The organism is Haloarcula montana (genome assembly GCF_035666295.1).
Taxonomy (GTDB): domain Archaea; phylum Halobacteriota; class Halobacteria; order Halobacteriales; family Haloarculaceae; genus Haloarcula; species Haloarcula montana.
The window spans coordinates 68,356-85,663 of sequence record NZ_CP142029.1 but is presented as its reverse complement, the minus strand read 5'-3'; the positions used below and the strand labels follow the sequence as shown (position 1 = coordinate 85,663).

16 protein-coding genes and 1 pseudogene are annotated in these 17,308 nt (G+C 59.2%); 6 read left to right on the top strand and 11 right to left on the bottom strand.

Features of this window, described 5'->3' with window-relative positions; genetic code table 11:
* The first annotated feature begins 145 nt into the window (after positions 1 to 145).
* The 3 genes from VJ109_RS17800 to VJ109_RS17790 all read left to right on the top strand — a co-directional run bounded on the left by VJ109_RS17800 (position 146) and on the right by VJ109_RS17790 (position 3,532).
* Positions 146 to 343 (top strand): heavy-metal-associated domain-containing protein, encoded by a 198-nt coding sequence (locus VJ109_RS17800; RefSeq protein WP_324761115.1) that lies wholly within the window; start codon positions 146 to 148, stop codon positions 341 to 343.
* Positions 344 to 806: 463 nt separating this feature from the next.
* Positions 807 to 2,855 (top strand): heavy metal translocating P-type ATPase, encoded by a 2,049-nt coding sequence (locus tag VJ109_RS17795; protein ID WP_324761242.1) that lies wholly within the window; start codon positions 807 to 809, stop codon positions 2,853 to 2,855.
* A complete protein-coding gene (locus VJ109_RS17790; protein ID WP_324761114.1) occupies positions 2,852 to 3,532 on the top strand; it encodes a class I SAM-dependent methyltransferase in 681 nt (226 codons plus the stop codon). Before VJ109_RS17795 ends, VJ109_RS17790 begins: the two co-directional genes overlap by 4 nt.
* Before the next feature lie 49 nt (positions 3,533 to 3,581).
* Here the strand turns inward: VJ109_RS17790 and VJ109_RS19560 are convergent, their stop codons facing one another.
* Both VJ109_RS19560 and VJ109_RS17785 read right to left on the bottom strand, forming a co-directional pair.
* Positions 3,582 to 4,244 (bottom strand): NAD(P)-dependent oxidoreductase, encoded by a 663-nt coding sequence (locus tag VJ109_RS19560; protein ID WP_434737302.1) that lies wholly within the window; start codon positions 4,242 to 4,244, stop codon positions 3,582 to 3,584.
* A 609-nt stretch (positions 4,245 to 4,853) separates the two neighbouring features.
* Complete coding sequence (locus VJ109_RS17785; RefSeq protein ID WP_324761113.1) at positions 4,854 to 5,792, bottom strand: DUF6610 family protein; 939 nt, start codon at positions 5,790 to 5,792, stop codon at positions 4,854 to 4,856.
* 106 nt (positions 5,793 to 5,898) lie between these two features.
* Here VJ109_RS17785 and VJ109_RS17780 point away from each other — a divergent pair, with 106 nt between their 5' ends.
* Both VJ109_RS17780 and VJ109_RS17775 read left to right on the top strand, forming a co-directional pair.
* Entirely contained in the window at positions 5,899 to 6,597 is a 699-nt protein-coding gene (locus VJ109_RS17780) for an HNH endonuclease (protein WP_324761112.1), read from the top strand.
* 65 nt (positions 6,598 to 6,662) lie between these two features.
* Positions 6,663 to 6,986 carry a hypothetical protein gene (locus VJ109_RS17775; RefSeq protein ID WP_324761111.1) on the top strand — a complete coding sequence of 108 codons (324 nt, stop codon included), beginning with the start codon at positions 6,663 to 6,665 and terminating at the stop codon, positions 6,984 to 6,986.
* Positions 6,987 to 7,030: 44 nt separating this feature from the next.
* On the opposite strand, the gene VJ109_RS17770 is transcribed toward VJ109_RS17775, so the two are convergent.
* The 6 genes from VJ109_RS17770 to VJ109_RS17750 all read right to left on the bottom strand — a co-directional run bounded on the left by VJ109_RS17770 (position 7,031) and on the right by VJ109_RS17750 (position 12,888).
* Positions 7,031 to 7,846: a hypothetical protein gene (locus VJ109_RS17770; RefSeq protein ID WP_324761110.1), complete on the bottom strand. Its 816-nt coding sequence runs from the start codon at positions 7,844 to 7,846 to the stop codon at positions 7,031 to 7,033.
* 490 nt (positions 7,847 to 8,336) lie between these two features.
* Positions 8,337 to 9,299 carry an ArdC-like ssDNA-binding domain-containing protein gene (locus VJ109_RS17765; protein ID WP_324761109.1) on the bottom strand — a complete coding sequence of 321 codons (963 nt, stop codon included), beginning with the start codon at positions 9,297 to 9,299 and terminating at the stop codon, positions 8,337 to 8,339.
* A gap of 350 nt (positions 9,300 to 9,649) precedes the next feature.
* A complete protein-coding gene (locus VJ109_RS17760; protein WP_324761108.1) occupies positions 9,650 to 10,696 on the bottom strand; it encodes a PAS domain-containing sensor histidine kinase in 1,047 nt (348 codons plus the stop codon).
* A gap of 104 nt (positions 10,697 to 10,800) precedes the next feature.
* Positions 10,801 to 10,971 (bottom strand): DUF8069 family protein, encoded by a 171-nt coding sequence (locus tag VJ109_RS19645; protein WP_491745823.1) that lies wholly within the window; start codon positions 10,969 to 10,971, stop codon positions 10,801 to 10,803.
* 201 nt (positions 10,972 to 11,172) lie between these two features.
* Complete coding sequence (locus VJ109_RS17755) at positions 11,173 to 12,054, bottom strand: hypothetical protein (RefSeq protein WP_324761107.1); 882 nt, start codon at positions 12,052 to 12,054, stop codon at positions 11,173 to 11,175.
* A gap of 48 nt (positions 12,055 to 12,102) precedes the next feature.
* A complete protein-coding gene (locus VJ109_RS17750; RefSeq protein ID WP_324761106.1) occupies positions 12,103 to 12,888 on the bottom strand; it encodes a hypothetical protein in 786 nt (261 codons plus the stop codon).
* Between the two features lie 149 nt (positions 12,889 to 13,037).
* Here VJ109_RS17750 and VJ109_RS17745 point away from each other — a divergent pair.
* Positions 13,038 to 14,057, top strand: a pseudogene (locus tag VJ109_RS17745) (IS630 family transposase).
* A gap of 283 nt (positions 14,058 to 14,340) precedes the next feature.
* Here VJ109_RS17745 and VJ109_RS17740 read toward each other — a convergent pair.
* From VJ109_RS17740 to VJ109_RS17730, 3 genes are all read right to left on the bottom strand, one after another.
* Entirely contained in the window at positions 14,341 to 14,898 is a 558-nt protein-coding gene (locus VJ109_RS17740) for a diadenylate cyclase (RefSeq protein ID WP_324761105.1), read from the bottom strand.
* A 315-nt stretch (positions 14,899 to 15,213) separates the two neighbouring features.
* On the bottom strand, positions 15,214 to 15,771 hold the full coding sequence (locus VJ109_RS17735; RefSeq protein WP_324761104.1) for a hypothetical protein: 558 nt from the start codon (positions 15,769 to 15,771) through the stop codon (positions 15,214 to 15,216).
* Positions 15,768 to 17,093 (bottom strand): divalent metal cation transporter, encoded by a 1,326-nt coding sequence (locus tag VJ109_RS17730; protein WP_434737301.1) that lies wholly within the window; start codon positions 17,091 to 17,093, stop codon positions 15,768 to 15,770. Before VJ109_RS17730 ends, VJ109_RS17735 begins: the two co-directional genes overlap by 4 nt.
* Between the last annotated feature and the right edge of the window lie 215 nt (positions 17,094 to 17,308).

Genomic DNA, 17,308 nt, shown 5'->3' with positions numbered 1-17,308 from the left:
CGTAGTCGTGGTCGGGAGTGTACCGGCGGAGTTGTGATTTAACGTCTCTAACAATTTTGGATTTGATTCCAAAGTTAGAGGGGTGTTTTATCCCCCATCGACAAGGGGAAATCAGCATAAAATTGGGGTGCGTAGAGAGTAGTGTATGTCCACCACCATCACCGTCGAAGGGATGACCTGCGGACACTGTGAACAGACAGTCGAAGAAGCAGTCGAGGAAGTCTCCGGTGTCACAGGTGCCGCCGCCGACCGAGACGCCGAACAGGTCACAGTCGAGGGGGACACTGACCTATCGAGCCTCGTGGAGGCCGTCGAAGATGCGGGATACACCGCGAAGGCCTGAACTGACTACGTACTGACAATCATCCCGTCGGTCTCATTCTAGTCTTCCCGCCGACCGACGACGATAGTGTCGTCGTATAGACACTACTATGAGAGACGGTACCAATAGACAATTTATGAATAACAACCCAAACAACCTCCCTCCGGACAACCCTACTGTTCCGCAGTCAGAGGAGTCTGTTTCCTGTTGCCGCATCTGTCAGCTCGAATCTTCCGGCGATAGAGTTGACCCATCCAGTAGCGAGCACCAGCACGACCATCCACGACAACACAGTCCCCGAACCCATTCCGATTCCAGTGTCGAACAGGAGCTGCTCGAAGACGAGGCCGAGCAGGCCGATGCAGCCGAGCGGGAGAGACACGAACGAGCAGAACACGGCGAGCATACGCACGATAGTGACGACGAAGACGGCGACCACGCGGATCACGACGGCCACGGTGGGATGCACGCCGGTCACGAACAGATGTTCCGCCGTCGGTTCTTCGTCTCGACGGCGCTGTCGATACCCGTGCTCCTGTACAGCCCGTTCATACAGGGGGGACTCGGATTCTCTGCGCCGGCGTTTCCCGGGAGCAGTTGGATAACGCCCGTCTTCGCGGTGGTCGTGTTCGCTTACGGTGGCGTTCCGTTCCTCAAGATGGCGGTTCCTGAACTGAAAGACCGGTCGCCGGGGATGATGACGCTCATCTCGATGGCGATCGTCGTCGCATTTCTCTATTCCGTCGCCAGCCTATTCATTCCCGGTACGACGCCGTTCTTCTGGGAACTGGTCACGCTGATAGACATCATGCTGCTCGGTCACTGGATCGAAATGCGGTCGGTGCGAGCCGCCTCCGGTGCGCTCGACGAACTGGCCAAACTCATGCCCGATACCGCCGAGCGAGTAACCGAGAGTGGCGAGACCGAGGAGGTACCCGTCTCGGAACTTCAGGACGGAGACGTACTACTCGTCCGACCTGGAGCGAGTGTTCCAGCCGACGGCGAAGTCGTCGAGGGGGCGTCCTCGGTCGACGAGTCGATGATTACGGGGGAATCGCGACCCGTGGACAAGGAGGGAGGTTCTGATGTCGTCGCTGGGACGGTCAACCAAGACGGGAGCCTCCGTGTCCGCGTGACGAAAACGGGCGACGATACCACGCTCGCCGGCATTATGCGGCTTGTCGAGGACGCCCAGCAGTCTAAGTCAAAGACACAGCTGCTCGCCGACCGGGCGTCCGGTTGGCTGTTCTACGCCGCATTGGGTGTGGCGGCCATCACGGCCGTGGCGTGGGTCATCGCAGTGGGGCTGAACATCGCCGTACTGGAACGCGTCGTAACGGTGCTCGTCATCGCCTGTCCCCACGCGCTCGGTCTTGCCGTGCCGCTCGTCGTCGCCATCAATACGTCGACAGCCGCTCGGAACGGGATGCTCATCCGCGACCGCATCGCCATGGAGGAGGCCCGGAATCTGGACACGGTGATGTTCGACAAGACCGGGACGCTCACCAAGGGCGAGCAAGGTGTCGTTGGGGTCGAAACGGCTGAGAACTGGTCAGAACAAGAAGCGTTCGAGCTCGCTGCGGGCGTGGAAGGCGACTCAGAACACATGATAGCTCGTGCCATTCGGACTGCCGCCGAAGAACGTGGCGTCCAGCGAGCGAGCGTCTCGAACTTCGAGAACCTCCGTGGTCTCGGGGTCAAGGCAACCGTAGACGTAGAGCCGCGGAGCGGCTCTGAACAGGCGAGCGGGGAGGGCGAGGCGGGGACCGCCTCGAATGCGAACGGCGCGAGCCGTGAGCACAGCGACCCGCGAGACGGCGAGCTGGTCCATCTTGGCGGGCCAAACTTAATCGAGAAACTCGCCATCGATAGACCATCGTCGATAGCGTCCTTTGCCGATGAGGCCGGCTCGAACGCCCAGACCGTCATCTACCTCATCCGAGACGAATCGGAGGTGGTTGCTGCGTTCGCGCTGGCGGACGTCATCCGGGAGGAAAGCAGACAGACTATCGATGCGCTGCACGCGATGGACATCGAGGTGGCGATGTTGACCGGTGACTCCGAAGACGTCGCGAAGGCCGTCTCCGAAGAACTCGGTATCGATCAGTACTTCGCTGAAGTGCTCCCCGAGGAGAAAGACACGAAAGTCGAACAACTCCAATCCGAGGGAAAACTGGTGGCGATGGTCGGCGATGGCGTCAACGATGCGCCGGCGCTGACCAGGGCAGATGTCGGGATCGCTATCGGGTCCGGTACCGACGTGGCAATCGAGTCAGGTGACATCATCCTCGTCGAGAATAATCCTCGTGACGTCGTTCGGCTCATCAAACTCTCGAAGGCGAGCTACCGGAAAATGCAGGAGAATCTCGTGTGGGCGACCGGTTACAACGTATTTGCGTTGCCTCTCGCAGCAGGTATTCTCGCACCAATAGGTATTCTTCTGTCGCCAGCCATCGGTGCGGTGTTCATGTCGCTGTCAACGGTCATCGTCGCCATCAACGCCCGTAGGCTCCGCGGGGTCGACCTCTCGTGATAGACGCGTTTCGCCAGTGGGCCTTCGACCGTCGCGACCACACGCACAGCCAGCGCGTGTACGACTGGTGGAGCCGGCACGACTGGGTGTACGCGGCTTTCGTCGCAGCCTTCCTTTTCGGTCGAACGGGCGAATTTCGCGACCGGACGGTCGACGCCCTCTCACTGGACCACAGTGATACCGCCCTCGATGTCGGCTGTGGGCCTGGTCCTAACTTCGACCGACTTGCCGACGCCGTTGGCCCGACTGGAACTATCGTCGGCGTCGACGCCAGCCCCGGTATGGTCAAGCGGGCGAGGGAACGCGGCGAACAGGTGAACTGTGAAGTCGAGGTACTTCGAGCGGACGCCAGGAGACTGCCAGTAGCGCATGCCCGCTTCGATGGGGTGTGCGCGACGCTCTCCTTGAGCGCGATAGGTGATGTCGAGGCGGTCGTGTCCGAAATGTCCGACGCGCTGCGCCCCGGGGGACGCATTGCAGTTCTCGACGCTCGGTCATTCCAGATGGCACCGCTTCGCTGGCTCAACCCACTCATCGAAGGTGTCTCGGCTTACATTACAAACTGGTATCCCGAGGCCCCGATCGTCCAATCAGTCGAAGAGACGTTCCCATCGGTTTTCAGCGAGACGTTTCACGGTGGGACGGTCTACGTGGTGACGGGAACAAAGGGAGCTTAGAATAGTTCCACCAAGGCACAGATTCGTCACTAGCCGACTACTCGGCGGGCTACGCCAGTGGCCTGGTCCCAAAGGAACTCGATATCGATATCGCGTCTCGTGGTGAGCGACGGCGTCCCATGTACATACCGCTCAGTCTCGATACCCATAAGAGGAACTCGGCAACATCGGCACGGGGGATGGGACCGGCAGTCACGTTGGCGCCTACACCGTGGACGTATTCACCGGTTCCTGGTTCGTCCGTCAGGCCACCTGGGCGAATGATAGTCCAATCGAGGTCGCTCTGCATGACCCGTTCTTCTTGCCGAGCTTTGTCTGCCATGAGGTCAGCCAGAACCGTTGCGTTCGCCAATCTGACGTACCAAGGGACAGCAGACGTGCTGCTACCGAGTCCCATGGACGTCAGAACCACCAGTCGCTCGACACCGTGGCGCTCCATTGCAGCTACGATACGTGCCGTTCCCCGTGAGACGATATCGTCCGGGTTGTTCGGTGTGCGACCGAGGAGACAACACACAGCATCAACCCCTTCAATTGTTGCCGAGACAGCATCCGGATCGAGGACGTTCCCTTCGACAGTGGTGAGAGCACACTCAGTCGAAATCGTTGCTGGTGACCGCGTGAGTGCCCGAATATCATGTCCTCGATTGCTTGCCTGTGAAGTCAGTTCACGACCGGTCCCACCTGTCGCACCGAACACGGCCAGTTCCATCGTGCTGTATCACAGTAATGGAGACTATCATTCACCTCTGTTATCGTTACAAATCGAAAGCAGGGTAACTGGGACCAGCGGGGCGCATATGGGGAATACAGGGGTAATAGCTGCAAGAAGACTAAAAAATGATAAGCACTGCTGGTTAGAGAGTTTGACATCCTAAATTTGCCGGTGATCGAGATCGAACTGATGTAAGCAAATGTCCAGAAATGTGGAATTGGTAACTAATCTGTTGGACGCCTGAGAATTGCAGTGAGCGGTATGTGGTTATATTCAAGCGCCGCAAGTGAACTACGACTTCGGTGGTGGAATCGTTACGGGCACCCCCTATTATGAACTCACAAGGGTGCAGTTTCTTTTCGTCCTCTCGCGCTAATTAGCAGGAGTGAGCCTCCGCAACGAGTGTCTGAATGATAACTAGTTGTGCTTCTTACTGGATGCCCCGACCTGACAGACTGTAATTCAATGCAGGAGATACCTATCAAGCCGATATCCAAACTTTTTCGATCTTTTCAGCAACGCCGTGCAAGATACGCGCGCTCTATTCAGCAAGCTCACCGATACCTATCATAAAAAGATGATTTCAGAGACAAATACTAGCTGGTCTCAATATTTGTCCTTCGGCGTCAGCCCCTCCCGATACTCGATTCGGTCTCGTTCGTGCTGATCGCGATAGGCGAGTGTCTGGCCGTTCTGGTACTCGACGACGATGGCGTCCTCCAGGGCTTTGGAGGTCGCCCGGCCGCCGTCGACGGCCCAGACGGGGTCCATCGGTTCGGTCTCCAGCGGACTCCGAGTGTCTCCGCTGCTGGGCCAGACGCCCTTTTCCTGCCAGAATCGCTTGATCCAGTCCAAACTCTCGCGAACCGTCTCCCGGATCGAGAGATGGTCGGCCGTGCCGTAGCCGTGTGGCGTGAAATACTCGCCGTGTAGCGCCGCCAAGTGGATTCCGTTCCAGTCGAGCCCGACGATATCGGCTGGCTCCTCGCCGGTGACACGCGGCTGTGTCAGCGCCTCGATGGCCTCGTACTGTTTGGGCGGACTCGCACCCAAGAGATGCACCCGCCGCCCGCGCCAGTCCACGATGTCCGTGTACTCGTCGGCGGTCTGGTCTGAGTACCCCAGCGGATAGCCAAGTACGATGTCCTCGTCGATTGCCTCGATGGCTGCCCGGCACTTCGGGACGATGACGACCTCCGTCCCCGGAAACTTCCGCTTCAGCTCTCGTGCGGCCTCGGTGTACCGTCTGGCCTCCTGGCGGTCGTATGCATCGCCGAGTATCCCGACCGACGGTTCGTACCGCTCGAACCGTTGGATGTACCGGTCCAGATCGGGATTCCGAAAGTCGTTGTCGAGGATCTCGACCGGGACGTCGACGTTCCGGAGCGAGGACTGGTAGGAGTAATCCTCGCGAACGCCGACGGCGAATCCCCGCGCGTAGGCGTCAATCACGAAGGGCTCGCGATGCAAGAACCCGACGTAGTCTGCGTGCTGTGCGTCGCCGATGGCCGTCGCTGACCAGGAGTGGATCGGCTCGGAAGACATGGAGTATCGCGCGCCGCTGTCGGGCGCGCCCAGCTGGCCAGCGCGCCACAAAATCCCACCCTGGCGTTTAAATACGAACACGCAGGAACGTCGAGATAGAACAACGATGGGGGCTGGCGAAATTAACCCGCAGTATAACGATCCGAACAGCCACAGCGGGCGGTATCCGCCCGACTGGGAGGCCCGACGGCAATCTGTCTACGAGCGCGACGACTGGACATGTCGGGCCTGTGGGACGCCGAGTGGTCCCTACGGCGGGCCAGACAGTCCGGTGCTGCACGCTCACCACCAGACACCGCTGAGCCACGGTGGTTCGAACCACCTCGAGAATCTCGTTACGCTCTGCGAGCGCTGTCACAACGAGGCGCACGATCACGATGTCAGCACCGGGGGCTCGCAACGCCGGCGACAGGGCCGGTCCAGCGGCCACTGCCCCATTGCTCGGGCCATCATGGGAGCGATCTTGGGACCGATCTGCCTGATCGTTACGGCCCCGCTGCTGGTGTTCGGAGTCTGGTCGTTCGGGCCTGTCAGCTCGACGCTGATGGTCCTGGGATTCAGTTTCGTCGGGATGCTGTTCGCGACGCGGTGGATCGCGACGACGATCTGGGCAGGCTGGTGGGTGCTGTTCTTTATCGGGCCAGCAATCTCGCTGCACCCCCTCTCGTTCTGGGAGTTGCTGCCCCCGCATCCGTTGGGCAACCTGTTCTTCCTGGCGATCGCCGGTCCCCTGCTGGGCTTGTTCTGGGCCGCGTTCGGCGACAGTGTGGATTTCTCGGTGGACGACGCTTCGATCTTCTCCTGATCTTTTCCCTTGTCGACACTGGATACCGAGGAACTATGACCTACAGATCGGAATAGAGCGAATCTATGGGTGGGAAACCAGGCCAGGACTATCCGTTTGAGGAGAATGTGGCCGTCCGACCAGCAGACGATCCTGTATATGTTGCTCTCAAGCTCGGTGCTGCGGATGAGTGGAACCTGCTGACTCCGGCGCAAGCCCGCCAGTTGGCTCAGATGTGGGAGAGACTCGATTTGTCGGGTGACCGCTACGAGCTGAGTGAGTTGATCGAGAACGTCCGATCGACTGCGGATGCAATTGCGACCCATCGATATGAAGTGGGGCTGGACCCGGACGGCGAATCGTTCCCCGAAGAAGATATCGAGCGCATCGCTGAGCAGTACAGCGACTAGCGAAGCCTCGATTGGCACCCTCATGACGTGTACGCTCGGCTGGACTACGTACTACTACTGTTGCCGGAGCTGTTTCGAGTGGCGACCATTCGGGCTGTCTTCACCCAATCGTGATTAGGGAACGCTGCCGGACGAATGGTGTACGTATAGCGGGACTCGCCCTCTGCATCGAGCGTGATGTCGAACGCGTAGATGATTCCATCTTCGAGGCCGAGTTTGAGCGAACCCCTAACAGCTGGCGCGGCAGGAGAATTATCGGGCTCTGTCTCTGAAAGCTGGTAGGTAATGACCGGGACGCCGTGGTGCGTTGTCGTATCGACTGCCTCCCAGTGGTAAGAGTCGAGGATATCTGTATGCCGACCAATATTCGTAGGAGCAATTTGCCCGTAGTGAGGGTCATACCGGTAGTACGCATCGGTGGCGTTATGATAGGTGAACTGTGGATCTGAATCCCACTCTTCGCGCGGTTGATGATCAGGAATTTGTTCAGCAGGCTGGACGTACGCGTACGTATCGCCGTTGCGATAGTCCTTTGCGCCATACCAGAGCTCGGAGATCACTTCTCCGGTGGACGAGTTAATGTAGTAGTCACCTTCGACACGGCGACGACCGGGCGGTTCACTGTAGATGATCGCATACGAATCCCAGTGGTTCCTCGGCGCGTGTAAGACCGTATTCTCGTCCGAATCAAGCGTCGAGAAGTTGATGTGGTCCGGTCCTGCCCCGTCGGGATATTGCTGAGGAAGCTCTGATCGACTACTCGTCGTTTGTTCGCCTGTACTGGAGATACTGTCGGTACAGCCTGCGAGATTTGCTGTTCCGACGACGCCGAGTACAGAGAGGAGGGCACGGCGTTCCATAGCGAAAGTCATGTGCTACGACTGAAATACGTTCTGACTGCTGCCACAGAGAGATGGTGCGAATGTCTGCGCTTTTCAGCCATTGGCTTACCGCGATCGAGGGCAATAACGGTGCGCCAATGCTGAACGTACCCTCTGTATCCATGACGCGCTAATTGATAGAGAATCGGTAGATTAGATGAATTAGAACGTATTGAAGCCACTGAGTTGGATATAGATTCATTCAGAGAAGACGAAGAAGATTAACGTTCAGCCTACTCCTCGTCATTCAGACGCTGGACTACTTCTGCGAAGGAACGGTATTCATCATCTCTCTCTTCCCGACTGGTATCACACTGACTGGATTTTCCATATTCAGTAGCCCGTTTCTGACAGACCCTGAGTAAATGAAAGCCCGATGTGATCTGCCGTTCGTCTGTATTGATTATGAGCGAGGCAAATATGTCAACTACTGAGTATTTCAAGGGATCCACTCGAGAGAGGGACCGGCTCAGTTCTGGTCGTCCTTGACGGCGTCGATGAGGTCCGCTGCTGTCGAGGAGATCCGGTCCAGCCGGTCCCGCAGCGTCTCGGCTGCGTCCCCATCCCACGCCGCCAGGTAGAACGCCGAGTTGTCCGGGTCCAGCCCAAAGTGGCGACTGACGATGTAGGCGATGGCCTCGGCTTCGACCTCACGCTTTGCTCGTTCCGTGTCGTCCTCGACATCGAAGTGGAGCTGGGCGTGGGCGAACTCGTGGATCAGCACGCTCGCGACCGCGGCCCGGTTGTCCTGATGCTTCACTTCGACCACGGGATTGGTCGTCGTCACGCTCCGGCGCGAACAGACGCCCTTTGCCGCTCCGTGGTCCCACTCGTCGGAGTCGACGAGCTGAGCGTCGACGCCGATCTCGTCGGTCGCAGCCAGGAGGTCTTCGACGAGTCCCGCCGGGTCGCCGTGGGTCTCTGTCTCCAGTTCGGGGAGTGGCTCGCCGTCGGTCTGGGAGATGTCGAAGACGCTGGCTGGCCGGAACCCGACCAGTCCACGCGACCACTCGTCTGGGTCCGTCTCGTCGTACTCGCAGTCAGTGTTCTCGTGGTAGGATGGCGAGTTCCCGCACTCGGGACACTTGTTCGTGATGATCGGAGCCCAGATCCAGATGGCCGACTCGCCTTCCTGGACGTAGCGGTCGAAGTCGTTCTTCCAGGTGTTATATCCAGCGACCCGCGTCGCCTCGGGACACTGCATCTTGATGAGCAGCGTGTTCCGCGCCGAGTAGTCATGGAACTTCGACTGGACGTCCAGCCAGCGCTGGAATTGCTCGCTGGCCTGGGCCTCGTCGGTGAGGTCTGCAAGCTCCTCGACCCACGCATCGAGGCGATCGCGCATGTCGTCGGCACGGCTGTCCGAATCGTCGAAGGTAGTGGTCTGGTGGCTGTGCTCTTGGTCGGGGAGGTTGCTCTGTATCGTCGACATGGTTCTGTGTCGGATCGCGCTCTCGGGCACGACCCCTCACCTCCCCTGGGGGGCAGAAAATCCCGCTGCTGTACTGGTTGAGGGAGTTGGCTCAGGCTGTCAGAGAGCAGGGCTGTTTTCAGAGCTACTGGGACGAATCAGCCGATCAGTAGGTGTGCGTATTGAGCGCCGAGGATAGCGGATCGACGGAGTGTTTTGACAAGCAGAGGAGATTCAGCGGGCATGTGAGACACCGTACCGGGCGAAGTGAGATCCGAACCCGATGTATGGTATGTGAGCGCAACTGACCGAGAGAGAACCGATCGCTGAAGTGTCTGTACCAGCGGCCTTCTCGCCGTCCGCAGCGGTAGTTACCGGTCTGACGGATTCGCTTCCGGAGGGAAATAGAAGGAGACAGTATTCCCGGAGTTAGCGCGATCAAATGTGATTTCGCCACCAAGGGATTCGACACACCACTTCATCACAAACAGTCCCACGCCGGTCCCGTGGGAAACATCCGTATTTTCTATCGATTCATCAAGCGCGTCCAGTTCAATATCCGGGATGGGAGGACAAGAATCACTGATACTGACTTCGACCCGACCAGTGTTCGGTGATTTGTCAACAGTTACCGTGACCGATGGGGCTGTACTGTTGCTGTGGACGATTCCGTTCTCAATAGCGTGCCTCAGTGCCTGGTTGAACGCCGCATCAATACTGAACCACATCTCCGTCTGTTCCTCAACAGTGAGCTTCGCGTTGGGGTACTTGTCAGATAACTCATCGACAGTCTCCATAACGACATCGAAGGTGTTCTTGTGGACCCGGCCGTTTTTCGCCGGCGTTGTCGCACGTTCGATCTCCCTCACAGACTCCGTCATCCGATCGATATCGTTCGTCTTCTCCTCGATCTTCTCCGTGTGTTCGCTGACGTGATCGGTATCGATCTCCGACTGTATTTGCTGCGCCCGACCAGCGATGACAGTTAGGTCGTTCCGGAGATTATGACGCATTATTCGGGAGAGTAAGCTTACTCTGCGGCTAGTGTCTGTGTATTTGGTGATATCCCGTATCTCGGCAAGGACGAACGGTTCCCCATCGACGACGAGCCGTGAAAGATCAATCTGGATCCAGATTAGCGTCCCGTCTTGCCGTTTAATTCGCCACTTGAAACGCTGGGGCCGACCGTCGGCTGCCAGTTGTATCTGCCGAACGACATCAGCTCTAGAAAACGCGTACGTGTTTGCACTGTACGCTTCAACGCTCAGTTCACGGAGAGTTTCCGTAGAGTACCCAAACATGGACTCCAGACTCTCGTTGGCATCAACAATAGTCCCCGACTCAGGGTCAAACAGTGCAATCCCGATGCGGAGTTGTTCAAACTGCTCCGGGAGCCGGGTGGGTACTTGGGAAGACATGGTTATCCATGTCTAACTGAGAGCCATCACTGTTCCTATGAGACCTATATAGTCTGTACTGACCGATGAAGAGATGAAGAAAACAGTACAGACAGTAGTGTTGCTTACTCGTTTTCCGCTGCTTCCCACCCCTTGTGGAAGTACGTCAGCGGCGTGTTAGACTCGAACAGCTTGCCGGACGGGTTATGACAGATAACCTCGGTCTCTGGGATGGACGAAACGGTCCCCTCGTCGGCTAGTCGCTGAACGAGATCGCGGGCTCGTTGCTCGTCGATCTCGACGATATCTGGTCGCGGTCCTGTGCGATCTGTCGGCGCTCGAAGCGTTCGTAGTCTGGCATTGCAGGGTCCATTGTGCTCACGAGGGTCGCCCCTCACCCCGCTGGGGCGCAGAAAATCGGCGTAACCAACAGGTGCGACAAACAGGTCCGGCGTTGGTTAAACACACCCTGTTTCCGGTGAATGACACCCACTCAGCTACTCATCTGGTAGCTTCGGTGCGATAATGAATTGATAGACTCCGTCTGCGTCGGGGAACTGCGACTTGACGACCAGCGGCAGTTCGTCCCCGATATGGAGAACACGATTGGCCCCGCTGGGCAGCCCCTTGCTTACCGATGTGGCCAGATCGGCGTCAAACGCCGCCTGGACATCGGCGGGATTGAATGCCACCAGATCGGTCGCCCCGCGTCGGTAGACCATGCTGTCGGTGTCTCCTATCGCTTCGAACCGGAGTTCGCCGGCGTCGGGGTCGACGATCAGATCGAATCGGTCGTTGACCTTCTTCGCTGCCGTGAGTGCGAACTCGAAGTCCCCCTGGTCGAAGTGGGCCGTCGCCGGAAACTCGACCGGAGGAATGTCTGGCGGATGGCCGAGCGACTCGACTGGTTCGAGGTCTACAGTTCGGGAAATCCCGTTGATGGTGATCTCCAGCGCCCCGCTTGCGGCTTTGAGAGAGAACTGTGCGAGGTCGTCCGGCTCCCCGATCGAGAGTGCTTCTCGGACTCGGCCGACAGCCACCCCCAGCGTCCCCGGACCTGCGGTAAACGTCTCGAAAGAGTCTCCGTCGACACTCAGGTCGACCATCAAGTGGTTCATCACATCGCCCGCTCTGATCGCGAGCGTCGACGTCGACACACCAACTCGAACCTCGTCCGCAACCGCCCCGGCTGCGGTGAAGATCTGGTCGAACACCTGGACCTCGCCGCTGATCCGGAGATGTCGCGGCGCATCCAGCCCGAATAGGTCCTCGGTATCGAGGCCGTCTGGTTCGTCGCTCGTCGAGGATGCTTCGGACCTGTTAACGTCGGGGCTGTCGGTCGTCGTGTCGGTACTACTCGGTGCTGAGGACTGTGACATCTTCTGATACCCTCCACTTCCCGGAGGGGGCACAAAACGACAGGCGGGCTAGGGTACGACCGAAGCGAGCCGATCGGTTCGGTAGTCAACCGTCCACGTCGAATAGCTCGATCTGATCCGATACTCCCGGACGGTCGCGACGGCTTCGAGACAGTCGTCGGACTGCTCCCAGGCGAACTCGTAGCCAGCGATGATCTCGCCGTCGACGCGGTCGCCGACGGAGTGGTCGGGGCCGTCCCACTCCGTAACGATCGGCTCTCCGCTGGTCGGTGGCTGGATACCACGCCCGACGGTGCCCTGGATCACGGACGGGTCGGTTGCCAGACTGGCCAGCTGGGCCAGGTCGGGAGCGTCGATAGTCCGTTCTTCGCCGTCCTCGTCGACGAAGGTGTGGCGAGTCCGCCCGCGGAGCGAGTCGTACGAGCAGTGGTCGGTCACTGCTCCATCGACGTCTGCGAGCAACTCGACGAAGCGTGCGGCGCCGGCGAGGACTTTTGGGTCGTCTTCTTCGATCTCGATGGTCCCCACCGATGTCTCGGCTTGGGTTGTTGGCCCGCCATCCTCCGGGCGGTCGACTGGCATACAACTGCACAGCAGTGTCCCTTCTGGTCCGGTCAGCACCCACGGCTGGCGACCACAGGGGATAAGCGTGTACTGGCTTGCTTTGTAGCGGCCCCCGCCAGTGAGCACTCGAAGCGCTTTCTCGACCGCCTGTCCGTCGATGCCAAAGCCGTAGTCTTCGTTGCGTCCGTCGACGAAGGCAACCTGCGTGTCGATCTCGCTGAACTCGCCGTACGTTTCCGGGATTTCGAGCAGGCTACCATCACCATGCATGGCGACGTATGCTCCGACGTCACCCTCGATCACCCACCGCGTCTGCTGGGGGCGAGCGCGGCCTGCCGACGTGTTGATCGAGGTGAGTGGTCGGCGGGTAGTAATACTGTCGGCTGAATATTCTTTAGGCTAGAGTGTGACTGTTGGGTATGGCCACGCTTGACGCTGCCACTCTCGACGACCTCCGCGACGCTCTCGCGGAGGTCGAGGACAAGAAGCCGACACAGCGGCTAATGGCAGTGATCAACTACCTCGAAGAAGACGACGCGACGATGGCAGAAGTTGCTGAACGGTACGGTTACACCGGTCCATGGCTGTCTCGATGGGTTGATCGGCTCGACCGGCTCGCTGATGAGCCGGTCGAGCAAGTCGTCTACGACGATCACCGTGAAGGCAGACCAACGGAACTCTCCGACGAACAGCACGAGCAGTTCGTTGAAGCACTCCACGACTTACCCGAGGAAATCGGATATGACGCGCCCGCGTGGTCTGTTCCACTGGCACGACACTATCTCGCCGAAGAATACGACGTTGAGTACTGTGAACGTCACGTCCGACGATTGATGTCCGAGGCCGGGCTGTCCTGGAAGACAGCCCGGCCGGAGTTCCACAAATCCAACGAGAGAGCGCAAGAAGCCTGGCAAGACGGCTTCAAAAAAAGCGCGACAACCTGGACGACGAATACACGATCCTGACTATCGATCAGACGCGCCAGGTACTCTCGATGCTGATCTATGCCTGGTTTCCGAAAGGAGAGCGCCCGTCACCGGCGGTGACGGGCGCGTGGGACAGTATCAAGCTCCTCGGTGCAGTCAGTGATTCCGGCGAGACGTTCTTTCTCCCCTGTGCCGAGAACTTCAACAGCGACACGAAAATTCGCTTGTTGGACGCTCTCCAGGCCGAATTCGGCAAGAAATCTGCGTCGTCTTGGACAACGCCTCGTATTTCACGGTCAACGCAGTGCAGGAATTCGTCGAAGACACGCCGATGGAACTGTGTTACCTTCCGCGGGGTTCAGCTCCGGTGAACCCCGCGGAAGAGTGCTGGCGGCAGCTCGATCAAGAACTTGGCAACCGTCTGTTCGACACCTCGACGATCTTCGTGATGCTGCGCTCTCTGCGCTTGATCGAATCGAAGTTCCAGATATCTTCGCGTACTTATGTCCGTAAGTATGAGTACCACGATCTTTGTAACCACGGTCTTGGGTATCGCCGTCCTGACTGTTCTGGTCTCGCTTCTCCAGTCGGGGACTATCATTTGAGGGTGGGTGGTTCAGGTGATGCCTCTCTCGACTGTTCCAATATCCGGGATTCCCTACTGCCGAGTTGAACGTGGTAATCGTCAAACGTATCGAGATTGTAGTAGCCGTTGAAAATCACTGCACACCCGATCGCACGACTCCAGTGTGATCGGTGTGTACATCGTTTCAATCGATACTATAGTTACCGTCGGTCACTCAGTCACCAAAGACGTCGCTACGGAATCCTCGAACGTGCCATCAGTGAAAACCGTTACCCGTCCGTCTTCTTCACTGAGCGTGATCGCTGCGACCACCTCCTGGCGGGTCGAGGTTTCCAGCGCGCTCATGTGACGGGTACCCATCCATCCGGCATATGAGAGATCGGTGTTTCCGCTACATCCGTCTGTAGAGAGCTGGTTGACCCGGACCATTGCCTCCTCGATCGTGCCGTCGCTGTGAACGACGACTGCGCCATCACGAGACAACGCAACCCTCTGTGCAGCCTCGAGAAATACATCGATCTCAGCAAAGACAGTCGCACAGTCCTCGACCGGCCACCGGTTCGTCCCCATCGGAGTCGCAAAACCAGCCAAAGAGTCACGTTCGACGACGAAATAGAGGCCGGGTCCATGGGCGGCGGGATCATCCCATCGCTCGAACCCGAGGCTGATGTCCTTGGCACAATCCTCGATCCGTTCGAGTATTGCGTCGGTGGTTGCATCACCAGAGTTCAGTTCCGGCGCCGGAGAACTATAGTTGGGATCGATCATCCGTTCCATCTGAATACGGCTGGCGAGAGGATAGTCCCCTCGAATTTCCGAATGAGGCTCTGTCCTGATTAACTGAATGAAGTACTATACAGGTTGAATTGCCCGGTTACTCAAAAACAAGATGTGGATGAATCTGTCTCGGGTTGGCATACTCAGATGACCACGGGATCGAGAGCGGTTCTCGGCTCGACTGAACGGATCGCCCTACCGGTTCGAGACGTGCTTAGCCTTGTACGGTCACGACCTCTCGCCCCGGCGAGACAGAGCGCCTCAGCGACGGTTCAGACACGTCGGGCCGGCTGGTTTCGGCCGTTATCAGTCACTGAGCGTAATAGTCCGGTCGGCCCACGCCCGCAGTCGCTGGACGACATCGCGTTCCCGAAGGGAAACCGGGTCGTCCGTCCCGAGTTCGTCACTCTCGAACGCGTTGAGAACGGCCGTTTCCGCGGTGTCGCAGTAGTCAAGCAGCTGTTCGACCGCCTCAGGCGCGTGCTGGTATCCGATCGTGACATCGTTGACGAAGACGGCGGCGGGAGCAGCTGGCGCGTCCGCGAGCTGGTCGGCTGCTGCCTTCGCGTTTTCCCTTGCGAGCGCTCGCAATTCCGCTTCACTCTCGCTTTCGGCCCGGGGGGCGTGCGCGTCAACTTTCCCGACCCAGACATCCGTCGGGATATCCGTATACCGTTCGAGCCACCGACCGAGGACGGTTCCATTGCGGTCGTACTCCGGACCGAATTCGAGGAGAACGACGTCCGTCTGCCCCTCACGGTCGATCCACGCCTCCATGGCGCGGGCAGTGAGTTGCGTCTTGCCGGCCTGGGAGGGGCCGACGATCAGGGTCGATCCGTCGAGCGGAAAGCCCAGTTCAGTCACGCGGGCGCGCCCTCCCTGTAGATGAACTTCCCGAACACCCCGAGTGTCCCCAGTCCCAGTACGACGGCGAAGAGAAGAATCGCTCCCGACAGTGGGCTGATTCCCGCGGCGACCTGTTCTCTGACGAAGTTCGCCGCGAGCGTTCCGGAGACAAACAGCAGGGCGAGTCCGGCGAGATTCGCGAGCGCCGAGTTCGATTCGGGGACCGCCACCGAGTTGAGCAGATACAGCACGACCGCGATCGCGAACGGCGTTCCGACGGTCCCGATCGCGAGCACGAGCGCCAGCTGACTCAGGACTGGCCCGCCGATGAACGCGCCCGGGGCCGAGAGGAGTGCCGCGACGACGAGGAGCCCGCGGTATCGGTCGTCCTCGACGGTCGTTCCCCAGCCGAGTTTGTCCGCGAGGAGGAACGGCGGGACGATCGTGTTCGCACCGAGTGTTGAGACCGCTGCCCCCAGGAGGCCGACGAGGAAGAGTGACTTTGCGAACGGACCCGCGAGCGGCCCCAGCGCCTGTGCCGCTTCCACGGTCGAGAGGTCGCCAGTGGTGAGGACACTCGCCGTGACGAGGTAGATCGCGACGCTGTAGGTCCCGAACGCGACCAACATCGACGCGACGACATCAAACGTCGCGAGATCGGAGTCGTCGTCGGTCCACCCGCGTGCACGCATCGTGTAGGAGTGCATCGTTATCAGGGTGATGTGGACGGCACCGCCGAGGATTCCCGCCGCGACCAGCGCGCTCCCGGATGGGAGCGATGGAACGAGTCCGCTGACCGCTGCGGTCGAATCGATCGGAACGACGAACAGCGACGCGACGAACGCGACGACGACGCCGCTGACGAGGAGTTTGGCGGCGACTTCGAGGAACCGGTACCCCCGAGTGGCGAGCCCGACCGCGAGGATACCCGCCCAGACGACACCCCAGATACGACTGTCGACGCCAGTTACGGTCGCCGAGACGCCCGCGACGGTCTTCATGATCAACAGCTGTGCAGCACCGGCCGCAACCACCACGTCGAGAACGAGCAGCCAAGCCCAGGTGTCTCCGAGTTGGTCCTCGACGACGCCGACGATACCGCGTTCGGTGAGCAGTCCGAGACGCATCGCGAGATACTGGGCGAACGCCCCGGCGACAGCGGAGAGGACGACGACCCAGAACAGTTCGTATCCGAAGGCACCGCCGGCAGTGATAAGCGATCCCATCGTCGCCGGACCCGCGGCGATCGCACCGGCGACCCACGACGGCCCCATGTTCGAGAGGTACGATTTCACCCGGCCGGCCGATGTCGGCTCCCCGCTACCCGTCGGCGTTTGCATACCACCGGTTCGGAACACGCGCCGTATGAAGGTTTCTACACGGTGGTACCTCCCAGTGGTAGACGTGTGGTTATCGGCTGGCACTGACTGGCCCATCGGTCGACAGTGAACGCCGATCCCGTGGATACTGTGCCGTGGGTCGCATGGTTATTCAATCCCGAACCGAGACAAACCGAAGTCAAGAGGCGGTGAGAGCTCCGATCAATTGGAGGACC